The sequence below is a fragment of the Bradyrhizobium yuanmingense genome (assembly GCF_029167105.1).
Lineage (GTDB): Bacteria > Pseudomonadota > Alphaproteobacteria > Rhizobiales > Xanthobacteraceae > Bradyrhizobium > Bradyrhizobium yuanmingense_A.
In genome coordinates this window covers 68,788-85,891 of record NZ_JARFML010000034.1, presented here as the reverse complement: position 1 = coordinate 85,891, position 17,104 = coordinate 68,788, and the positions used below count along the sequence as shown (strand labels likewise).

15 protein-coding genes are annotated in these 17,104 nt (G+C 64.3%); 11 read left to right on the top strand and 4 right to left on the bottom strand.

Features of this window, described 5'->3' with window-relative positions:
* Positions 1-308 precede the first annotated feature (308 nt).
* Both P0R31_RS32405 and P0R31_RS32400 read right to left on the bottom strand, forming a co-directional pair.
* Entirely contained in the window at positions 309-1,535 is a 1,227-nt protein-coding gene (locus P0R31_RS32405; protein ID WP_275518641.1) for an ABC transporter substrate-binding protein, read from the bottom strand.
* 52 nt (positions 1,536-1,587) lie between these two features.
* Positions 1,588-2,292 carry a DJ-1/PfpI family protein gene (locus P0R31_RS32400; RefSeq protein WP_157283137.1) on the bottom strand — a complete coding sequence of 235 codons (705 nt, stop codon included), beginning with the start codon at positions 2,290-2,292 and terminating at the stop codon, positions 1,588-1,590.
* 106 nt (positions 2,293-2,398) lie between these two features.
* Here P0R31_RS32400 and P0R31_RS32395 point away from each other — a divergent pair, with 106 nt between their 5' ends.
* Positions 2,399-3,376 carry a GlxA family transcriptional regulator gene (locus P0R31_RS32395; protein ID WP_275518640.1) on the top strand — a complete coding sequence of 326 codons (978 nt, stop codon included), beginning with the start codon at positions 2,399-2,401 and terminating at the stop codon, positions 3,374-3,376.
* 53 nt (positions 3,377-3,429) lie between these two features.
* Here the strand turns inward: P0R31_RS32395 and P0R31_RS32390 are convergent, their stop codons facing one another.
* Positions 3,430-4,206: a cyclase family protein gene (locus P0R31_RS32390; protein WP_275518639.1), complete on the bottom strand. Its 777-nt coding sequence runs from the start codon at positions 4,204-4,206 to the stop codon at positions 3,430-3,432.
* A gap of 59 nt (positions 4,207-4,265) precedes the next feature.
* On the bottom strand, positions 4,266-5,255 hold the full coding sequence (locus P0R31_RS32385; protein WP_275518644.1) for a fumarylacetoacetate hydrolase family protein: 990 nt from the start codon (positions 5,253-5,255) through the stop codon (positions 4,266-4,268).
* Positions 5,256-5,369: 114 nt separating this feature from the next.
* Between P0R31_RS32385 and P0R31_RS32380 the strand changes: the two genes are divergently transcribed.
* The 10 genes from P0R31_RS32380 to rbbA all read left to right on the top strand — a co-directional run bounded on the left by P0R31_RS32380 (position 5,370) and on the right by rbbA (position 17,102).
* Positions 5,370-6,293 carry an ABC transporter substrate-binding protein gene (locus P0R31_RS32380; RefSeq protein WP_430516879.1) on the top strand — a complete coding sequence of 308 codons (924 nt, stop codon included), beginning with the start codon at positions 5,370-5,372 and terminating at the stop codon, positions 6,291-6,293.
* Positions 6,294-6,305: 12 nt separating this feature from the next.
* Positions 6,306-7,010, top strand: a complete 705-nt coding sequence (locus P0R31_RS32375) for a GntR family transcriptional regulator (RefSeq protein ID WP_275518637.1) — start codon at positions 6,306-6,308, stop codon at positions 7,008-7,010.
* Positions 7,007-7,813, top strand: coding sequence for an ABC transporter ATP-binding protein (locus P0R31_RS32370; RefSeq protein ID WP_036020982.1), 807 nt, complete (start codon positions 7,007-7,009; stop codon positions 7,811-7,813). The genes P0R31_RS32375 and P0R31_RS32370 overlap by 4 nt, the downstream gene beginning before the upstream one ends.
* Entirely contained in the window at positions 7,810-8,574 is a 765-nt protein-coding gene (locus tag P0R31_RS32365; protein ID WP_275518636.1) for an ABC transporter permease, read from the top strand. The genes P0R31_RS32370 and P0R31_RS32365 overlap by 4 nt, the downstream gene beginning before the upstream one ends.
* Positions 8,571-9,338 (top strand): ABC transporter permease, encoded by a 768-nt coding sequence (locus tag P0R31_RS32360; RefSeq protein ID WP_275518634.1) that lies wholly within the window; start codon positions 8,571-8,573, stop codon positions 9,336-9,338. The genes P0R31_RS32365 and P0R31_RS32360 overlap by 4 nt, the downstream gene beginning before the upstream one ends.
* Positions 9,339-9,662: 324 nt before the next feature.
* Entirely contained in the window at positions 9,663-11,702 is a 2,040-nt protein-coding gene (locus P0R31_RS32355) for a peroxidase family protein (protein WP_275518632.1), read from the top strand.
* 109 nt (positions 11,703-11,811) lie between these two features.
* A complete protein-coding gene (locus P0R31_RS32350) occupies positions 11,812-12,297 on the top strand; it encodes a hypothetical protein (RefSeq protein ID WP_275518631.1) in 486 nt (161 codons plus the stop codon).
* Positions 12,298-12,650: 353 nt separating this feature from the next.
* A complete protein-coding gene (locus P0R31_RS32345; protein ID WP_275518630.1) occupies positions 12,651-12,983 on the top strand; it encodes a hypothetical protein in 333 nt (110 codons plus the stop codon).
* A gap of 283 nt (positions 12,984-13,266) precedes the next feature.
* Entirely contained in the window at positions 13,267-14,334 is a 1,068-nt protein-coding gene (locus P0R31_RS32340) for an HlyD family secretion protein (RefSeq protein ID WP_275518629.1), read from the top strand.
* On the top strand, positions 14,331-17,102 hold the full coding sequence (rbbA, locus tag P0R31_RS32335) for a ribosome-associated ATPase/putative transporter RbbA (RefSeq protein ID WP_275518628.1): 2,772 nt from the start codon (positions 14,331-14,333) through the stop codon (positions 17,100-17,102). Before P0R31_RS32340 ends, rbbA begins: the two co-directional genes overlap by 4 nt.
* Positions 17,103-17,104: the final 2 nt, after the last annotated feature.

The following is a 17,104-nucleotide window of genomic DNA, read 5'->3' as shown; positions in this document are numbered from 1 at the left end:
GGGTCGGGCAGGACTTCGGGAGCCAAAAAGCCGAGGGACCGTGGTTTGACCAGCCCGTCCGGCTCGCCCAGGCGAGCCGAGGGGAATTGGCCGCGATCGTCGCTACCCGTTCCGAATGACGCCTCCCGTGATTTGCTTCGTCGGGCAAAACAGGAGCATAGTGGCATCATCCCAGGAGGTCGGCAGGCCGGGGTCTGGCTGCGCCTTCGGCGGCGAGCGAGTTGCGCTTACTGAGGCTTCTGGGCGGCGCCGAACAAATTCGGATGCTAAAGAACATCAATCAAGAGGTCGACTGCCGCACTCCAACCTCAATGACCGCGCTTGACCAGCGGGCATTCACTGTCAGCCAGCGAAGCGTAGACTTCGCCGCTTGGCACCTTCTCCAGCACGTTATAGTACTCCCAGGGTGCCTTGACCTCGGACGGGTCCTTCACCTTCACAAGGTAGAAGTCGTGCACGAGCTTGCCGTCCTCGCGCAAGCGCGCGCCGCGCGCGTAGAAATCGTCGACGGGCGTCGCGCGCATTTTCTCCAGCACTGGATCCGTTGCATCCGTGCCTACGGCAGCGATAGCCTTCAGATAGTGGCTGACACCGGAATAGACCGCGGCTTGCGGTGCCGTGGGCATGGCGTTGCGAAGCTTGAAGAAGCGTTGGCCGAACGCCCGGCTCTCGTCATCCAGCGCCCAGTACCATGCCGTCAGCGTGGTCAGGCCCATGGCGATTTTCGGGCCCATGGCATGAACATCGGTGTCGAACATCAGTTCGGCCACGGGCTTCTGGTTTCCCGTGTTCATGCCGAACTCGTTCCACTGCTTCATCAGGTTGACCAGCTGATCGCCGGCATTGGCGAAGGCGATCGCCTTCGCGCCAGACGCCTTCGCCTGCAGGATGAACGAGCTGTAGTCCGCGTTGCCAATCGGGTGATACACCGCGCCGAGCGACTTGCCGCCCGCGGCCGCCAGCACGCGCTGCGATTCCGACACCATGTTCTTGCCGAATGCGTAATCGGCCGCGATGAAGAACCAGGTGTCGTAACCCTGGCTGACCAGGGTGCGGATCGGCCCCGACACCAGATTGTAGGAATCGTGCAACCAGGCCAGGCCGTTTCGCGAACATTGCTTGCCCGTCAGTTCGGTGGTCGCCACCGCCGAATAGACCGCAATCTTGTTCTTGTCGCGCGCCAGCGACTGGATCGCCAGCCCCACGGCCGAATTGGAGACGTCGGCGACCATGTCGACGCCGTCGACGTCGAACCATTTGCGGACAATGCCGACGCCGATATCGGGCTTGTTCTGGTGATCGGCGGCCAAAATCTCGACCTTGATCGACGGCACCAATTTCTGAAAATCTTCCGCCGCCATCCTGGCCGCGGTGACGGAGCCCGATCCCGACAGGTCGGACAATGGTCCGGTCTGGTCATTGATGATGCCGATCCGGACCACGCTACCGGAGAGTTCGGCGGCGCGGGTGGGCGGAAAAGATGCGATGAAAGTCCCAACGACGAGAAGGGTAGCGATGCGGCCGTGCCAGTTCATGCGAACACCTTTCTAACAGCGTTTGTGGCTTTCCTCCCTGGTCCGAACGAGCTTAAGCCGCCGTTGCTTTCGCCTTGAGTTTAGAAACCGCCTTCTGCACCGCGGCTGCGCGCTTTTGCAGCCAAGGTTCGGCCTCGCGGCGCATGCGGGAAATCAGCTCACGCGGCGCATTCTGCACGGTGATGTCGAACGGCGGCTGCGGCTGATATTCCAGCATCAGCTGGAGGTTCTTTGCAACGTCTTCGCCGCAGAGTTCGGCGGCGACCTGAAAACCGAAATCGATACCGGCGGTAACACCGCCGCCGGAAATGCGGTTGCGGTCGACCACGACGCGTTCGTCGACGGCGATGGCGCCAAAGGCAGCAAGCTGGTCGCTCATCAGCCAATGGCAGGCTGACCTGTATCCGTCGATCAGGCCTGCGGCGCCGAGGATCAGACAGCCGGCGCAAACCGAGGTGATGTAGCGCGCCGATCCACCCTTGTCGCGAACGAAGGCGATCACCTCGTCATCGTCCATGGTGGCGACCTGTCCCGGACCGCCGCCGATGCAGAACACGTCCAGATCCGGGCAGTCGGCAAACGTCGTGGTTGGCAGCAGTGGCAGACCGACGTCGCTGACGACAGGCTCGATACGCTTCCACAACAGGTGCATGCGGACGTTCGGCAGGCGGGCAAACACTTCGAAAGGTCCGGTGACGTCCAGTTGCGTCATCCCCGGATAGTACAGAATTCCGATTTCGATCCGCTTGCCAGACATCGAACCCTCCTACGATGGATGACCCATGTTGACAGCGGAGGGCATTTGCCGAAATGTCATAACACACGCAATTCCTGCCAAGCCGTCCCTGCTCGAGGCGCTGCCAATGGCCCGTTCCGCCCCCCGCCGCGTTGTCTTCGTGCTGTTCGACGACTGCCTCTTGCTCGACTTCGCCGGGCCGCTACAGGCCTTCGAGCTGGCCTGCGAAACGTCCAAAGCGGGGCAAGCGCCCTATGTCTGGCAGATCTGCTCGTTGAAAGGCGGGCCGGTCAAAACCTCGTCCGGTCTGGAGGTGATGACGACCGCCCTCGCTGACTGCGACCACAAGCACATCGACACCCTCATGGTGGGTGGCGGTCCCGGCGTCCATCGCGCCGCTGCAGAAGCCGCGCTGGTCGATTGGTTTCGCCTGGCGGCACCGAAGGCAAGGCGCGTCTGCTCGGTCTGCACGGGTACATTCGTTCTGGCTGCGGCCGGGCTGCTGCGCGGGCGGCGCGCGGTCACCCATTGGGGTTCCTGTGACCTGCTGCGTGCCAAACATCCCGACGTTTCGGTTCAGGTCGATCCGGTCTTTGTGCATGACGGCGGCATCTGGACTTCGGCAGGCGTGACGGCCGGCATCGATCTGGCGCTCACGCTGCTGGAAGATGATCTCGGCCATCGCGAGGCCATGCGCATCGCGCGCCGGCTCGTCGTTTTCCTCAAGCGGCCCGGCGGGCAGGCGCAATTCAGCGTGCCGCTGTCAATGCAGGCCTCGGAAGACCGCGCTTTCGAAACAATTTCGAGCTGGATGCAGGAAAATCTCGGCCGCGATTTGCGCGTCGAAAGTCTCGCCGAACGAGCCGGCATGAGCCCGCGCACCTTCGCGCGCGTGTTTCGCCGGAAGACCGGCCGCACCCCGGCCAAAGCGGTGGAAGAGCTTCGCGTCGAGGCCGCCCGACGCGCGCTGGAAGAGTCCGCCTCCCCTATCAAGGAAATCGCCGCGCGCGCAGGCTTTCAAAGCGAGGAGCATCTGCGCCGCGCGTTCCGCCGCCGCCTGAACGTCCTGCCGCACGACTACCGGATTCGATTCCATCAAGGGTAAAGGCAATCAGCGACAGGCCGGCGGCGGCTCCGCGTTTGCCGGCCTCGAGAAAGCTAGCTTTCCAGAATCGCGACCGCGCGCGTCCATCCGGCCGAGGCGCGCTCGATCTTGACCGGGAAGCACGACACCTTGAAGCCGGTTGCCGGCAGTAGTTCGAGATTGTGCAGCTTCTCGAGATGACAATAGCCGATATGGCGTCCGGCCTTGTGGCCTTCCCAGATCAGGCTGGCGTCTTTCGTCTCGGCGTATTTCTTCGCGGTGTGAACGAACGGCGCGTCCCAGCTCCAGCCGTCGGTGCCGGTCAGGCGCACGCCGCGCTCGAGCAGGTACATGGTTGCTTCATAGCCCATGCCGCAGCCCGACGTGACGTAGTCCTGCCGGCCATATTTGGCGCCGGCGCTGGTGTTCACCACGACGATCTCGAGCGGCTTCAGCTCATGGCCGATGCGCTTGAGCTCGGCCTCGACGTCCTTGACTGTGGCGACATAGCCGTCCGGCAAGTGCCGAAAGTCGAGCTTCACGCCGGGCTGGAAGCACCATTCCAGCGGCACCTCGTCGATGGTCCAGGACCGCTCGCCGCGATTCATGGTCGGGTGAAAATGCCAGGGCGCATCGAGATGCGTGCCGTTGTGGGTGGAGAGGCTGACCTGCTCCACCGCCCAGCCCTGACCATCAGGCAGATCCTCGGCCTTCAGCCCGTCGAAGAACTGCAGCATGCGCGGCAGGCCCTGCTGGTGATTGATGTACTGGATCGTCGGATGATTGCCAGGCGGATCGGCCGGCACGTCGTTCTGGAGCGGGACGGAGATGTCGATCAGCTTGCTCGTCATGGCGCTTCCTCGTCGATTGGTCTCGTTGGCGGCGTCAACCGCGCCTTCAGACGTCCCCTTCAGGTGTCTTGCTGCTCGACGCGGTTCTTCAAGATGCCGATCTTCTCGACCTCGAGCTCGATCGTATCGCCATGCTCGAGAAACCAGCCGAGTTCGAGGCCGCAGCCATTGCCGACCGTGCCGGAGCCGATGAATTCACCGGGCATCAGCGTCTCGTCCTGGGAGACGTGGGCGATGATCTCCTCGAACGAAAACAGCATGCCCTCACTCACACCTTTCGAGCGGGTCTCGCCGTTGACGCGCGCTTCCATCTTCAGCTTGTAGGGATCACCGATCTCGTCCGGCGTCACGATCCAGGGCCCCATCACGTTGCCGCCGTCAAAACTCTTGCCCTTGGCGGGGCCGAGCCGTCCCTCCATCTCGATGCGCTGGGCGTCGCGCGCGGAGAAATCGTTGAAGATGGTGTAGCCGAAGATGTGATCCCCAGCCTTCGCCGGCGTGATGTTCGCCCCCTTGTTCTTGGTGATGATCCCGAATTCGAGCTCGTAGTCCATCACCTTGCTGTAGCGCGGCCATTTCACCGTGGTGTTGGTGCCGCGGACGCTGAAGCGGTTGGTGATGTAGAAGATCGGCTGCTTGCGATAGACCTCGGGCAATTCGCCGAGCGGCTCGGCGTCGATGCGCGCCAATTCCGCCATGTCGCCTTTGGCACGCGCGGCGAGCTTTTGCTGCCCGCGCGGCGCCTGCAGGATGTGCAAGGGAAACGACATGCCGTCGCGCATTTGCCTGGGCTCCGGCACCGGCGCGAGGATGTCGACGGCGCTGACCGCCGCCGACAGCGTCGCATCCTGGCCGTGCTTGTCCAGCAGAGCCCGGGCCCGATCGAGCGCACGGGGCCCGGCGTCGATCAGCGCCAGCATCGAGCCGAAGGCGGGGTCAGCCCCGCCGTCCCGCGCGGCCGCGACGGCGAGATCGAACATTTGGCTGTCGTTGCTGTGGACGGCGCCGATCTTCTCCTGACCGGCCGATCTGAAAGTTGCGAGTTTCACCTTGGGCACCCCTTGTTATCGTTCGAAATATATGATCAGATAAAATATCGATAAACAAGATAGAAAAATACAAATCGGGAGAGCGCGGTGAGAGGGACACAGGTCAGGGCGGTATTGGCAGGTCTCACGGTGGGCCTTGGGGTGTCCGTTGCTTCCACGGCGCCCGCGCTGGCGCAGGCCAAGATCCAGATCGGCTGCACGGCGACCTCCGACTGCGCCTCGGCCATGGTCGCGGTCGACGAAGGCATTTTCAGAAAGCACGGGCTGGAGGTCGAGATGACGCCGATCGCCATCAACTCCAACATCCCGGCAGCGATCCTGTCGAACTCGATTCAGGTCGGCGGCCCCACCTCCACCGTCTTCCTCCAGGCCGTCGACGGCGGCCTCGACCTCGTCGCGATCGCCGGCGCCTCGGTCATGAACCCGACCTCGAACACCGCGATCGCGGCCTTCGTCCGCAACGGCATCACCATCAAGGATCCCAAGGATTTCATCGGCAAGAAGGTCGGCGCGCCAGGCCTGAACGCCTTCCTGCACGTGCTCTTCGTGAAATGGCTGGTCGAGAAAGGCGTCGATCCCCGAAGCGTCAATTTCGTCGAAGTCACCTTCCCGACCATGGCCGACATCATCAAGTCAGGCGGCGTCGATGCCGTGCTCACGGCCGAGCCGTTCGTCACGCGCATGAGCAATGCGGGGCTCGGCTCGGTCGGCGCGCGGTACGGCGCCGAGCTCGGCCGTACCGATCCGATCATCTTCTATGCCGCATCGCGCGACTGGGCGGAGAAGAATGTAGCGACTGTGAAGAAATTTCGCGAAGCCGTCGCGGAGGCCGCCGCGATCGTCAACAGCGACCGCGAGAAGGCCTCGGCTTCGATCGCCAAGTTCACCAAGCAGCCGCTCGATCTCGTCAAGGCGACGCCGCCGAACCAGTCCGAGCCGAACCTCAAGCCGCAAAACCTCAGCTGGTGGATCGAGGTGATGTCGTCGCAGAAGATGCTGCAATCGAAGCTCGACACCGCGAAACTGGTGCTGAACTAAGGGATATCGACGATGCCAGCTCCCGAGCGCACTCTCGAACGTCCGCCGACGGAAGCCGGCACCTTGAGCGAGCGTGCCGCAAACCTCATCGAGCAGGACATCCTGGCCGGAGATCTCGCACCGGGATCGCGGCTCGGCATCGTCGACCTCGTGCACCGTTACGATATTGGCGCCACGCCCCTGCGGGAAGGCCTGTCGCGGTTGATGTCGCGCGGCCTGATCGTCGGGATCGGCCAGCGCGGCTTCCGCGTCGCCGAGGTCAGCCGCGAGGATCTCGCCGACATCACCTGCATGCGGACGGCGGTCGAGATCGAGGCCGTCAGGCTCGCCATCCTCCACGGCGATGCTGCCTGGGAGGCCGGAATCATCAGCGCGCTGCACCAGATGCGCCGACACATCGAACGCACCGGCAATGAATTCCGCGAGGGCGCGGCGGAGTTCGACCGGCTGCACAAGGGCTTTCATACCGCGCTTCTCGCCGCCTGCGGCTCGCGGCGCATGCTGGCCGCCCACTCCGACCTCTACGACCAGGCCTACCGCTACCGCCGCGTGATGATGAGCGCCATCGATAGCGGCGAGAGATTCATCCGCAGTCACCAGATGCTCGCCGACCACGTGCTCGCCCGCGACGTGGCCGCCGCGCAGAAAATGCTGGCGGCGCATCTGCACTCGACCATCGATTTCGTCTATCCGCAGGTGGGCGAGGAGCAATCATGAGCGTCGTTGCAAGGCTCATTGAGGCGCGCGCCGCGCGGCGGCAGAAACCGTTGATCGCGTTCAACGCCGCGACGCTGCGGCTCGGCGGCAAGACCATCATCGAGAATCTCGACCTTCAGGTGCGGCCGGGCGAATTCCTCTGCATCGTCGGCGCCTCCGGCTGCGGCAAGACCACGGCGCTGCGGCTCGCCGCGGGCCTCTATCGCCCCACGAGCGGCGCGGTAACGTTTGAGGGCGAAGAGATCACCGAGCCGCGGCGCGAGGTCGCGATCGTGTTCCAGGATTACGGCAAGGCGCTGTTGCCGTGGCGGACCGCGGCCGGAAACATCTCGCTGGCGCTGGAAGCCTCGCGTGTGCCGGCGCGCGAACGCGGTGCGCGCATCGAGGCGCTGCTGCGCAAGGTCGGATTGCCCGGCCATGCCGACAAATATCCGACGGAAATGTCCGGGGGGATGCAGCAACGCCTGCAGATCGCGCGCTGCCTTGCACAGGAGCCGACCACGCTGCTGATGGACGAGCCGTTCGGCGCGCTGGATGCGATGACGCGGCAGGGCTTGCAGGACGAGGTCCTGTCGCTGACGCAGGCAAGCGAGACCACCGTGATCTTCGTGACCCACGATCTCGACGAGGCGATCTATCTCGGCGACCGCGTCATCGGCCTCTTGCCGCATCCGGGCCGGATCGGGATCGAGCTCGACGTCGACCTGCCGCGTCCGCGCGACCAGCTCGCCACCCGCGAGCATCCGGAATTCCTGCGGCTCCGCCGGCAGTTGTTCGACTTCATCAAGGCGACCGAACATTGAGCCTCGACCGCGCGAAGCCCTTGCTGCTGCCGCTGGCGCTGATGCTGGCGTTTGAGCTGTGGGCGCGCCTCACCCATCTTCAAAGCGACAGCCTGGCACCGCCGAGCGCAATCCTCGCGGCGCTGGCCACGGCGCTCGCCGATCTCTCGATTCCGATCGCGACCCGCGACACGCTGTTCGCTGCCTTCGCGGGTCTTTCCATCGGCAGCGCCATCGGGCTTGCGCTCGGCATTGCCTTCGGCATTTCGCGTGCCCTCGACCGGCTGATGGAGGTGACGGTCGAGGCGATCCGCCCGATTCCCTCGATCGCGCTGCTGCCGATTGCGCTGATCGCGCTCGGCTTCGGCTACCGCATGGAGATCGTGATCGTGGCGTTCGCCTGCGTCTGGCCGATGCTGATCATGACGCGCAGCGCGGTGCGCAGCATCGAGCCGCGATTGATGGAAGTGTCGCGGGCCTTGCGGCTGAGCGCGCCGCAACGGATCGCGAAGATCGTGATCCCGGCCGCGCTGCCGCGGATCTTCGTCGCCTTCCGCCTGTCGGCCGGGATCGCCCTGATCGTCGCGGTCACCGTCGAGATCGCCATCAACCCGATCGGCTTGGGTGCCGGCATCATGCTGGCGCAGCAGGCGCTGCGGGCCGACCTGATGCTGGCCTATCTCGTCTGGATCGGCACGATCGGCTACGCGCTGAACATCCTGTTGATCGCGGCCCAGCGCCACCTGTTCGGCCGCGCCGCGCTCGCCGGAGACAATCCATGAACCGTGCGGCGATCCTCTGGCGTGTCGCAAGCGTCCTCGTCGCGGCCGGCTTCATCGCGGCGTGGCAGCTCGTCACCAATCTGAAGCTGGTGTCGCCGGTGTTCCTGCCCGGTCCGGACCGCGCCTGGGCCGCTTTGGTGCGCGGCTTTTCCAGCGGCGATCTCGCGGGCAAGCTGATCGGCACGCTGGAGCACATGACCTATGGCTGGTTCGCCGCCTCGATCGCCGGCATCGCGCTTGGCGCGCTGATCGGTTCGTCCAAGATGATGCGCGCCTATGTCGCGCCGTCGCTGGAATTCTTAAGGCCCCTGCCGGTCTCGGCGATCATCCCCGTCGCGATCGCGATGCTCGGGCTGACGCAAGGCATGGCGCTGTTCGTGATCGCGTTCGGCGCGATCTGGCCGATCATGCTCGCAACCATTCACGGCTTTGCCGCCGTCGAGCCGCGGCTCTATGAGGTCGCCCGCTCGCTGCAGATGTCGCGCACCGCCATCATCGGCAAGATCGCCCTGCCCTCGGCATTGCCGGATATCCTCGCGGGCATGCGGCTCAGCCTGACGGTCGCGCTGATCCTCTCGGTGGTCTGCGAGATCCTGGCCGGCCTCGACGGCCTTGGCCACTGGGTGCTGCTCTCGGCGCGCGCGTTCCGATCCGCCGACCTCTTCGCCGGCGTCATCCTGCTCGGTGCGACCGGATATTTGACGTCGATTGCGATGTCACTGGTCGAGCAGCGGCTACTCGCCTGGCAGACCGCGGCGAGGTAGCGCGGCGATCCCATCGCCAAACAAAAATGGCCCGCATCGCGCGGGCCATTTTCGTGTCCTCGGATCCGGTCAATCCGAATTTGGTTGCGAGGAGGCACAACCACCGATACCGACAATCGGTTCAAGCCGCAATTTGAGCGGAAGGCCTTGAGCGCTACCCCATCGCGGCCACCACCTCTCGACAAACTCGGCAATCTGCCCGAGCCCTGACGACCCCTTCCTCTCGCCGACGCGGTCCGCCTCTTGCGAATCTATTGCAACTAATTCGCATTTGCATTACTGATGCAAATCATTCTCACTCGCATCGGTTCTAGGGAGGCACATATGCGGGGGCTGCGACCGACTTGGCCAACCGAGTTTCGCCCAAAGCAGAACCCTTTCGACTTTGACGACGGGCCCGGCGCGTTCCTCTGGGCTGGCTTCCAAAAGCCGAGCGGCAGTCATTCAGGCGAGGTCCACTGGGCTATCCAGGGCCATCAGGTTGGGCATGGGTGCCCGCAGCCGCCCCTGCCGACGCTCCAGTTCCGCAGCTTCGACGGTTCGGGAAACAATCTCACGGACCCTGACCTCAACGCCGCCGGTACGGCGGTCGACCGCATTGGCTCCGCCCATTTCGGCGACGGCATTTCCGAGCCGCTCGATGGCCCCAACCCGCGGACCATCAGCAACGTCGTTGTCGGCGAGGGCGACGCGAACGTCCCCAACGAGCAAGGCGTGTCGGCATTCATGTACGCCTGGGGCCAGTTCATCGATCACGATCTGACGCTGACGCGCAGCGACGGCATCAATGACATCAGCATCGTGGTGCCCAACGGCGACCCCGTGTTCGGCGACGGTGCGATCATGCCCATGACCCGAGCGATTATCGATCCGTCGAGCGGAACGAGCGCGGACAACCCGGCCACTCCCCTCAATTTCAGCACCGGCTGGCTCGATGCCTCTATGGTCTACGGCTCCAACGTGGCGACGGCGACGAGCCTACGCCTGCCCGACGGACACATGAAGGTTTCGGAGGGAGGCAATCTGCCGATCGTCAACGGCATGTTCGCCGCCGGCGATCCGCGCGCCGCGGAGAACTTTGCGCTGACTTCGCTGCAGACGCTGTTCGTGCGCGAACACAATTATCAGGTCGACAAGCTGCACAATGCGCACCCGACCTGGAGCGGCGATCAGCTCTACAACTATGCGCGAGCCATCGTCACGGCGGAGATCGCGAACATCACGTATAAGGAATTTCTGCCGAACCTGCTCGGCGACGATGCGATTGCGCCTTACAGCGGTTACGACGCAAGCGTGGACCCGCGCCTCTCGCTTGAGTTCAACATCGCCTTCCGCTTCGGGCATTCAATCGTCTCCGCGGAAACCGAGAGCCTGGCGGAGAACGGCGAGGTGATCGAAGGAACGGAGCGTGAGCTCAAGGATATCTTCTTCGCACCACCATCGGACTTCGTTGCGTCCGGCGGCGCCGACGGGCAGTTGCGCCATCTGGCGGGCGACCCGTCGCAGGCTATGGATGTTCGCATCGTCGAAGACCTGCGCAATTTCCTCTTCGACCCGCCGGTGAGCATGGATCTCGCCGCGATCAACATCCAGCGTGAGCGCGATTTCGGTGTCGGATCCCTCAACGACGTACGCGAATCGCTCGGCCTCGCCCGGTATACGGAGATCGACCAGATCACCAGCGATCCGGGAACGCGGGCCGCCTTGAAGGAGGTCTTCTCGAACAACGTCGACCTGATCGACCTTTGGACCGGGGGGCTGGCCGAGAATCATGCCGCTGGCGCGCTCGTCGGCGAGACTTTCCAAACCGTCATCGCCATGCAGTTCGGGGCCTTGCGCGATGGCGACCGATTTTGGTTCGAAAATCAGGGCTTCGACGCCAAGACATTGCAGCAGATCGAGCAGACGACGCTCGCCGACATCATCCTCCGCAACACCGATACCCAACACATTCAGGACGATGTCTTCATCGCGTACACACGACACACCGGGTTAAAGGGCGGCGTGGAGTCGGAGGATCCCGATGAGCGACAGCTCGTCATCGGATCGAACGGCAAGGACACGCTCGTCGGCGGCCCACAGGGAGATTTCCTGTTCGCCGGCACTGGAAAGCAAACACTCACGGGATTGGGCGGTGCCGACTATTTCGTCTTCGACAAGGGCGGGACCAGAGCCACGATCACCGACTTCCAGCCCGGCGTCGACAAGCTCGAGTTCAAGCACGCAGAAAATCTCGGCTGGAATGATGTCCGCATCTCATCTGTGCAAGGCAATGCCGTCGTGTCGGTCGGCGATGACCACATCGAACTGATTGGCGTTCGTCCCTCCGCCATTCACAAATATGATTTCATTTTCGACGTCTGAATGCGGAGCAGCAGATACCACAACGGCCGCGAGCCGTTCATGGACTTCTATCTTTGACGGGATTGAAACGGATGAAGCGCCAACCAGGCGAGCAAGGAGGATGACGATCATGCGCAGATTTTCTTTCACCTCGACACTAGCTGTCGTTGGTCTGTTGTCGATGGCATTCGCGAGCGGCGCGTGTGCCGCGGGTAACCTGGCGGGGCAGGAGCCGATCGAGGTCACAATCGAGCTCGGCAAGCCAGGACAGCACGTGTTCGTGCCAAACAAGCTGAGGTTCGAGACCGGCAAGCTCTACAAGCTGGTGCTCAAGAACCCGAGCAACGACGCGCATTACTTCACCTCGCAGGGCTTCGCGCAGCTCATCTACACGCGCAAAGTCCAGGCCATGGGGACACGCGACGGCAAGTTGGCGGCGCTCGCCGAGTTCAAGGGGGCGATCCGCGAGATTGAGGTCTATCCCGGCCAAACGGCGGAATGGTGGTTCGTGCCGGTGGCGACCGGCCGCGTTACCGACCTGCGCTGCGGCATCGTTGCGGCTGACGGCCGCACGCACGCCGACCACGGCATGATCGGCGAGATCGTCATCGAATAAGCAGTTGCTGCGGCGCGCTGCTGGTCCGCGGATTGTGAGTTACGATGACAGTGCCTCAGTTTGCCTCACCGACCCGGCCAGATTCGGCACGGTTCACAGACGTGCCGTATTGCTGACCGACTCAAGCGGATTGGCACTAGCCACAACCTCGTCCCGGCTTGAGACGGCTCGCGATCCTTCCCCAAAATCACGAATGGCCCGCGCGAAGCGGGCCATTTTCGTCTCATCGGAGCCGGCAAAGTCCGAAACTGGTTGCGGGGAAGCGCAACCACCGATACCGCCATTCGGTTCAAGTTGCGGGCGAGATCGAGGACTTTCGGGTCACCTCCTCGGCCCTTCATTTCGGCAACGCCGTGCTGCTCGAGGCCCGGACCAGTGCGCTTCGCTACGACCGCACGGCAGAGCATGTGTCACGCGGCGGCATCGATCATTTCCAGGCCGCGATGTATCTCGCCGGCGGCACCGAGATGGTCGCCAATGGTCGCGCATCGATGCAGCGCGCTGGCGACATCTGCCTGATCGACATGACGCAGCCTAACCAGACCCACATTATCCCGGCCGACGGCAGCGGCCTTGCCCATGTCATGACCTTCATGCTGCCGCGCATGCTGTTCGAACCGCTGTTTCCCGCTCGCGGCTCGTTTCCCGCGCTGACGGTGATCTCCCGGCGCCGGCGCTGGTGTTGACCACGACGATCTCGAGCGGCTTCACTCGCTGTTGTCGAGCTGTCGAAGCAGTACGGAAGATGATGATCGTGAGGGAATGCGGCAAGCTCCGATGTCAGCGGACCATCCTGCTCGCCCGCCTCCGCGCAACTGGACCCGCCCAAAATAGAGGCAGTACGCTGCGTCTGATCTGCATCAAGTTGCGATGCAAAATTCGCTGCAATGTTGAGGCCGCCCCGTCCGCGCACTCAGCGGCCGGACAGATGTCTCAACAATGGGCGCCGCCGCACGGCGTTATGAACCGATGAACTTTACTCCCGGTCGCGTGGTCGCCGCGCTCGCCATTCTGCTCGCCGGCAGCGGCTATTACTTCTGGCAGCACCGAGATTCGAACGCGCTGCCAGGGGGCTTCGCCCGCGGCAATGGCCGCATCGAGGCGGTCGAGATCGACATCGCCACCAAGACGCCTGGCCGGATCCGCGAGATCCTGGTCAACGAAGGCGATTTCGTCACTGCGGGTCAGGTTTTGGCCCGCATGGACACTGAGCAGCTGCAGGCGCAGCGCCGCCAGGCCGAAGCGCAGCTGCAACGCGCAACGATCAATGTCGAGACCGCGAAGAACCTGGTGAACCAGCGCGAGGCCGAACGCAAGGCCGCCGAAGCCGTGGTCGACCAGCGCATCGCCCAGCTCGACACCGCCAGCCGCAAGCTCGACCGCTCCGAGCAATTGATCAGGACGAGTGCGGTGTCCCAGCAGGTCCTGGATGACGATCGCTCCGCCAACGCCACGGCGAAAGCGGCGCTCGCCGCGTCCCAGGCCCAGGTCGCCGCCTCGGAAGCCGCGATCAGCTCCTCACGCGCAATGGTGATCGATGCCGGCGCCGCGGTCGACGCGGCAAAGGCCGCGATCGAAAGCATCAACGCCGACCTCAACGACAGCGTGCTGAAGGCGCCGCGCGACGGCCGCGTGCAGTATCGCGTGTCGCAGCCCGGCGAGGTGCTCGCCGCCGGCGGCCGCGTCCTCAACATGGTCGATCTCGGCGACGTCTACATGACGTTCTTCCTGCCGACGGCCGAGGCCGGCCGCGTCGCGATCGGCGCCGAGGTCCGCCTCGTGCTCGACGCCATCCCGCAATATGTGATCCCCGCCAAGGCCAGCTTCGTCGCCGACGTCGCACAATTCACGCCCAAGACCGTCGAGACCGAGGAGGAACGCCAGAAGCTGATGTTCCGCATCAAGGCGCATATCGCGCCCGACCTGCTGCGCCAGCACATCGAGCAGGTGAAGACCGGCCTTCCCGGCATGGCCTATGTGCAGCTCGATCCAGCCGCGCAATGGCCCGACAACCTCAAGATCAAGTTGACGAGATGAGCACGACTGCCGCAGCCGAAGCACCGGCTGCCGTCGGCAGCGTGGTGCATCTGGAAGGCGTGGGCCTGAGCTACGGCAAGACCCGGGCGCTCGAGTCCATCACGCTCGACCTGCCGTCCGGCTGCATGGTCGGGATCATCGGCCCCGACGGCGTCGGCAAATCAAGCCTGCTCGCCCTGATCGCGGGCGCGCGCGCGATCCAGGAAGGCCGTATCCACGTACTCGGCGGCGACATGGCAAGCGCGCGCCACCGTCGCAATGTGTGCCCCGACATCGCCTACATGCCGCAGGGCCTCGGCAAGAACCTGTATCCGACATTATCGGTATTCGAAAACATCGACTTCTTCGGCCGCCTGTTCGGGCACGGCAAGGCGGAGCGGCACAGGCGGATCGCCGGCCTGCTGCGCGACACCGGCCTCACGCCCTTCGCCGACCGACCCGCAGCAAAACTCTCCGGCGGCATGAAGCAGAAGGTCGGCCTGTGCTGCGCGCTGATCCACGATCCCGAGCTCTTGATCCTGGACGAACCGACCACCGGGGTGGATCCGCTTTCGCGGCGCCAGTTCTGGGAGCTGATCAGCGCGATCCGCAGCAGCCGGCCCGGCATGAGCGTGATCGTCTCGACCGCCTACATGGAAGAGGCTGCGCAGTTTGATTTCCTGATCGCGATGAATGCCGGCCGCGTGCTGGCGACCGGAACGCCCGCAGAACTGAAACGGCAGACCGGCGCCGATACGCTTGATGAGGCCTTCATCCGTCTGTTGCCGGAAGCAGATCGCAGCAGCCATAGCGATGTCGTCATCCCGCCGCGCGGACCGGATCACGACGAGATCGCGATCGAGGCTGACCACCTGACCCGACGGTTCAATGATTTCGTTGCCGTCGACGACGTCAGCTTCCGCATCAGGAAGGGCGAGATCTTCGGCTTTCTCGGCTCCAACGGCTGCGGCAAGACCACGACGATGAAGATGCTGACCGGTCTCCTGCCCGTCAGCGAAGGCACCGCGCGGCTGTTCGGCAAGACGATCGACGCCGGCGACATGTCGGTGCGGCGGCGCATCGGCTACATGTCGCAGGGCTTCTCGCTCTATTCCGAGCTCACGGTAGTGCAGAATCTCGACCTGCACGCGCGCCTGTTCGAGCTGCCGGCGGACACCATCGCCGCCCGCGTCGACGAGATGATTGCCCGGTTCGATCTTGCCGACATCGCGGACGCCCTGCCTGATGCGTTGCCGCTTGGATTGCGGCAGCGACTGTCACTGGCGGTCGCCATGATCCATGCGCCCGATATCCTCATCCTGGACGAGCCGACCTCCGGCGTGGATCCCGTGGCCCGCGACCGCTTCTGGCAGATCCTGGCTGAGCTCTCCCGCAAGGACAACGTCACCATCTTCGTCTCGACCCATTTCATGAACGAGGCCGAGCGCTGCGACCGGATCTCGCTGATGCATGCCGGCAAGGTGCTGACTTCGGACTCGCCCGCAGCCATCGTGGGGGCGCACAGCACCGCTACGCTCGAGCAGGCCTTCATCGCCTGCCTGGAAGAGGCGATCGCAGACACGGCAGAGCCGGCGGGCGAGCCGGCAACCGCCTCGCCGCCCGCATCCGCGAGCCCAACGCCCGCCCGGCGCCGCAGCGCTGGGTTCAATCCGACGCGCATGCTCGCCTATTCCCGGCGCGAGACGCTCGAGCTGCGGCGCGACCCGATCCGCGCCACGCTCGCGATCCTCGGCAGCGTGCTGCTGCTGTTCGTGCTCGGCTACGGCATCAGCATGGACGTCGAGAATTTGAGCTTCGCCGTGCTCGACCGCGACGACACCGCGATCAGCCGCGACTACAGCCTCCAGATCGCGGGCTCGCGCTATTTCACCGAGAAGCCCCCGATCAGCGACTACGCCGATCTCGACCGCCGCATGCGCGCCGGCGAGATCGGCCTCGCAATCGAGCTGCCCCCCGGCTTCGGCCGCGACGTCAGCCGCGGCCGCCATGTCGAGATCGGCGCCTGGGTCGACGGCGCCAATCCGACGCGGGCCGAGACGCTGCGCTCCTATGCGCAGGCGATCCACGCGAACTGGCTCGCGCAGAAGGGCCGCGAGCTCTATGGCGAGGCGGCGATCGCCGGCAGCTACCAGCTGGAAGTGCGCTACCGCTACAATCCCGACGTCATCAGCGTCGTCGCGATGGCGCCCGGCATCATCCCGCTGCTGCTGGTCCTGATTCCGGCCGTGCTCGCCGCGCTCGCCGTGGTGCGCGAGAAGGAGCTGGGCTCGATCGTCAACTTCTACGTCACGCCGGTGACGCGGCTGGAGTTCCTGCTCGGCACGCAGCTGCCCTATGTCGTGCTGGCCTTCGCCAATTTCCTGCTCCTGGTCGGCTTCGCGCTCACCGTCTTCGGCGTCCCCTTCACCGGAAGCTTTGCGACCTACGCGCTCGCCGCGCTGCTCTACGTCACGGCCACCACCGGCATGGGGCTGGTGATCTCGGCCTTCATGAAAAGCCAGATCGCCGCGCTGTTCGGCACCGTCCTGATCACGCTGATTCCCGCCATCCAGTATTCCGGCCTGATCGATCCGGTATCATCGCTCCAAGGCCTGGGAGCTGCGATCGGCCGGCTCTATCCCACCACCTATTTCGTCACGATCTCGCGCGGCGCCTTCTCCAAGGGCCTCGGCTTCGACACGCTCCACAACGATCTGCTGGCGCTCGCCGTCATGGTGCCCATCCTGGTGATTGCCGGCGCGATGCTGCTGAAGAAACAGGCTCGGTGACC

Coding starts and splice junctions, on each gene's coding strand:
- P0R31_RS32350 (WP_275518631.1), top strand. CDS start 11,812: ATGCGCAGATTTTCTTTCACCTCGACACTAGCTGTCGTTGGTCTGTTG.
- P0R31_RS32355 (WP_275518632.1), top strand. CDS start 9,663: ATGCGGGGGCTGCGACCGACTTGGCCAACCGAGTTTCGCCCAAAGCAG.
- P0R31_RS32405 (WP_275518641.1), bottom strand. CDS start 1,535: ATGAACTGGCACGGCCGCATCGCTACCCTTCTCGTCGTTGGGACTTTC.
- rbbA (WP_275518628.1), top strand. CDS start 14,331: ATGAGCACGACTGCCGCAGCCGAAGCACCGGCTGCCGTCGGCAGCGTG.
- P0R31_RS32340 (WP_275518629.1), top strand. CDS start 13,267: ATGAACTTTACTCCCGGTCGCGTGGTCGCCGCGCTCGCCATTCTGCTC.
- P0R31_RS32395 (WP_275518640.1), top strand. CDS start 2,399: ATGGCCCGTTCCGCCCCCCGCCGCGTTGTCTTCGTGCTGTTCGACGAC.
- P0R31_RS32370 (WP_036020982.1), top strand. CDS start 7,007: ATGAGCGTCGTTGCAAGGCTCATTGAGGCGCGCGCCGCGCGGCGGCAG.
- P0R31_RS32390 (WP_275518639.1), bottom strand. CDS start 4,206: ATGACGAGCAAGCTGATCGACATCTCCGTCCCGCTCCAGAACGACGTG.
- P0R31_RS32400 (WP_157283137.1), bottom strand. CDS start 2,292: ATGTCTGGCAAGCGGATCGAAATCGGAATTCTGTACTATCCGGGGATG.
- P0R31_RS32360 (WP_275518634.1), top strand. CDS start 8,571: ATGAACCGTGCGGCGATCCTCTGGCGTGTCGCAAGCGTCCTCGTCGCG.
- P0R31_RS32375 (WP_275518637.1), top strand. CDS start 6,306: ATGCCAGCTCCCGAGCGCACTCTCGAACGTCCGCCGACGGAAGCCGGC.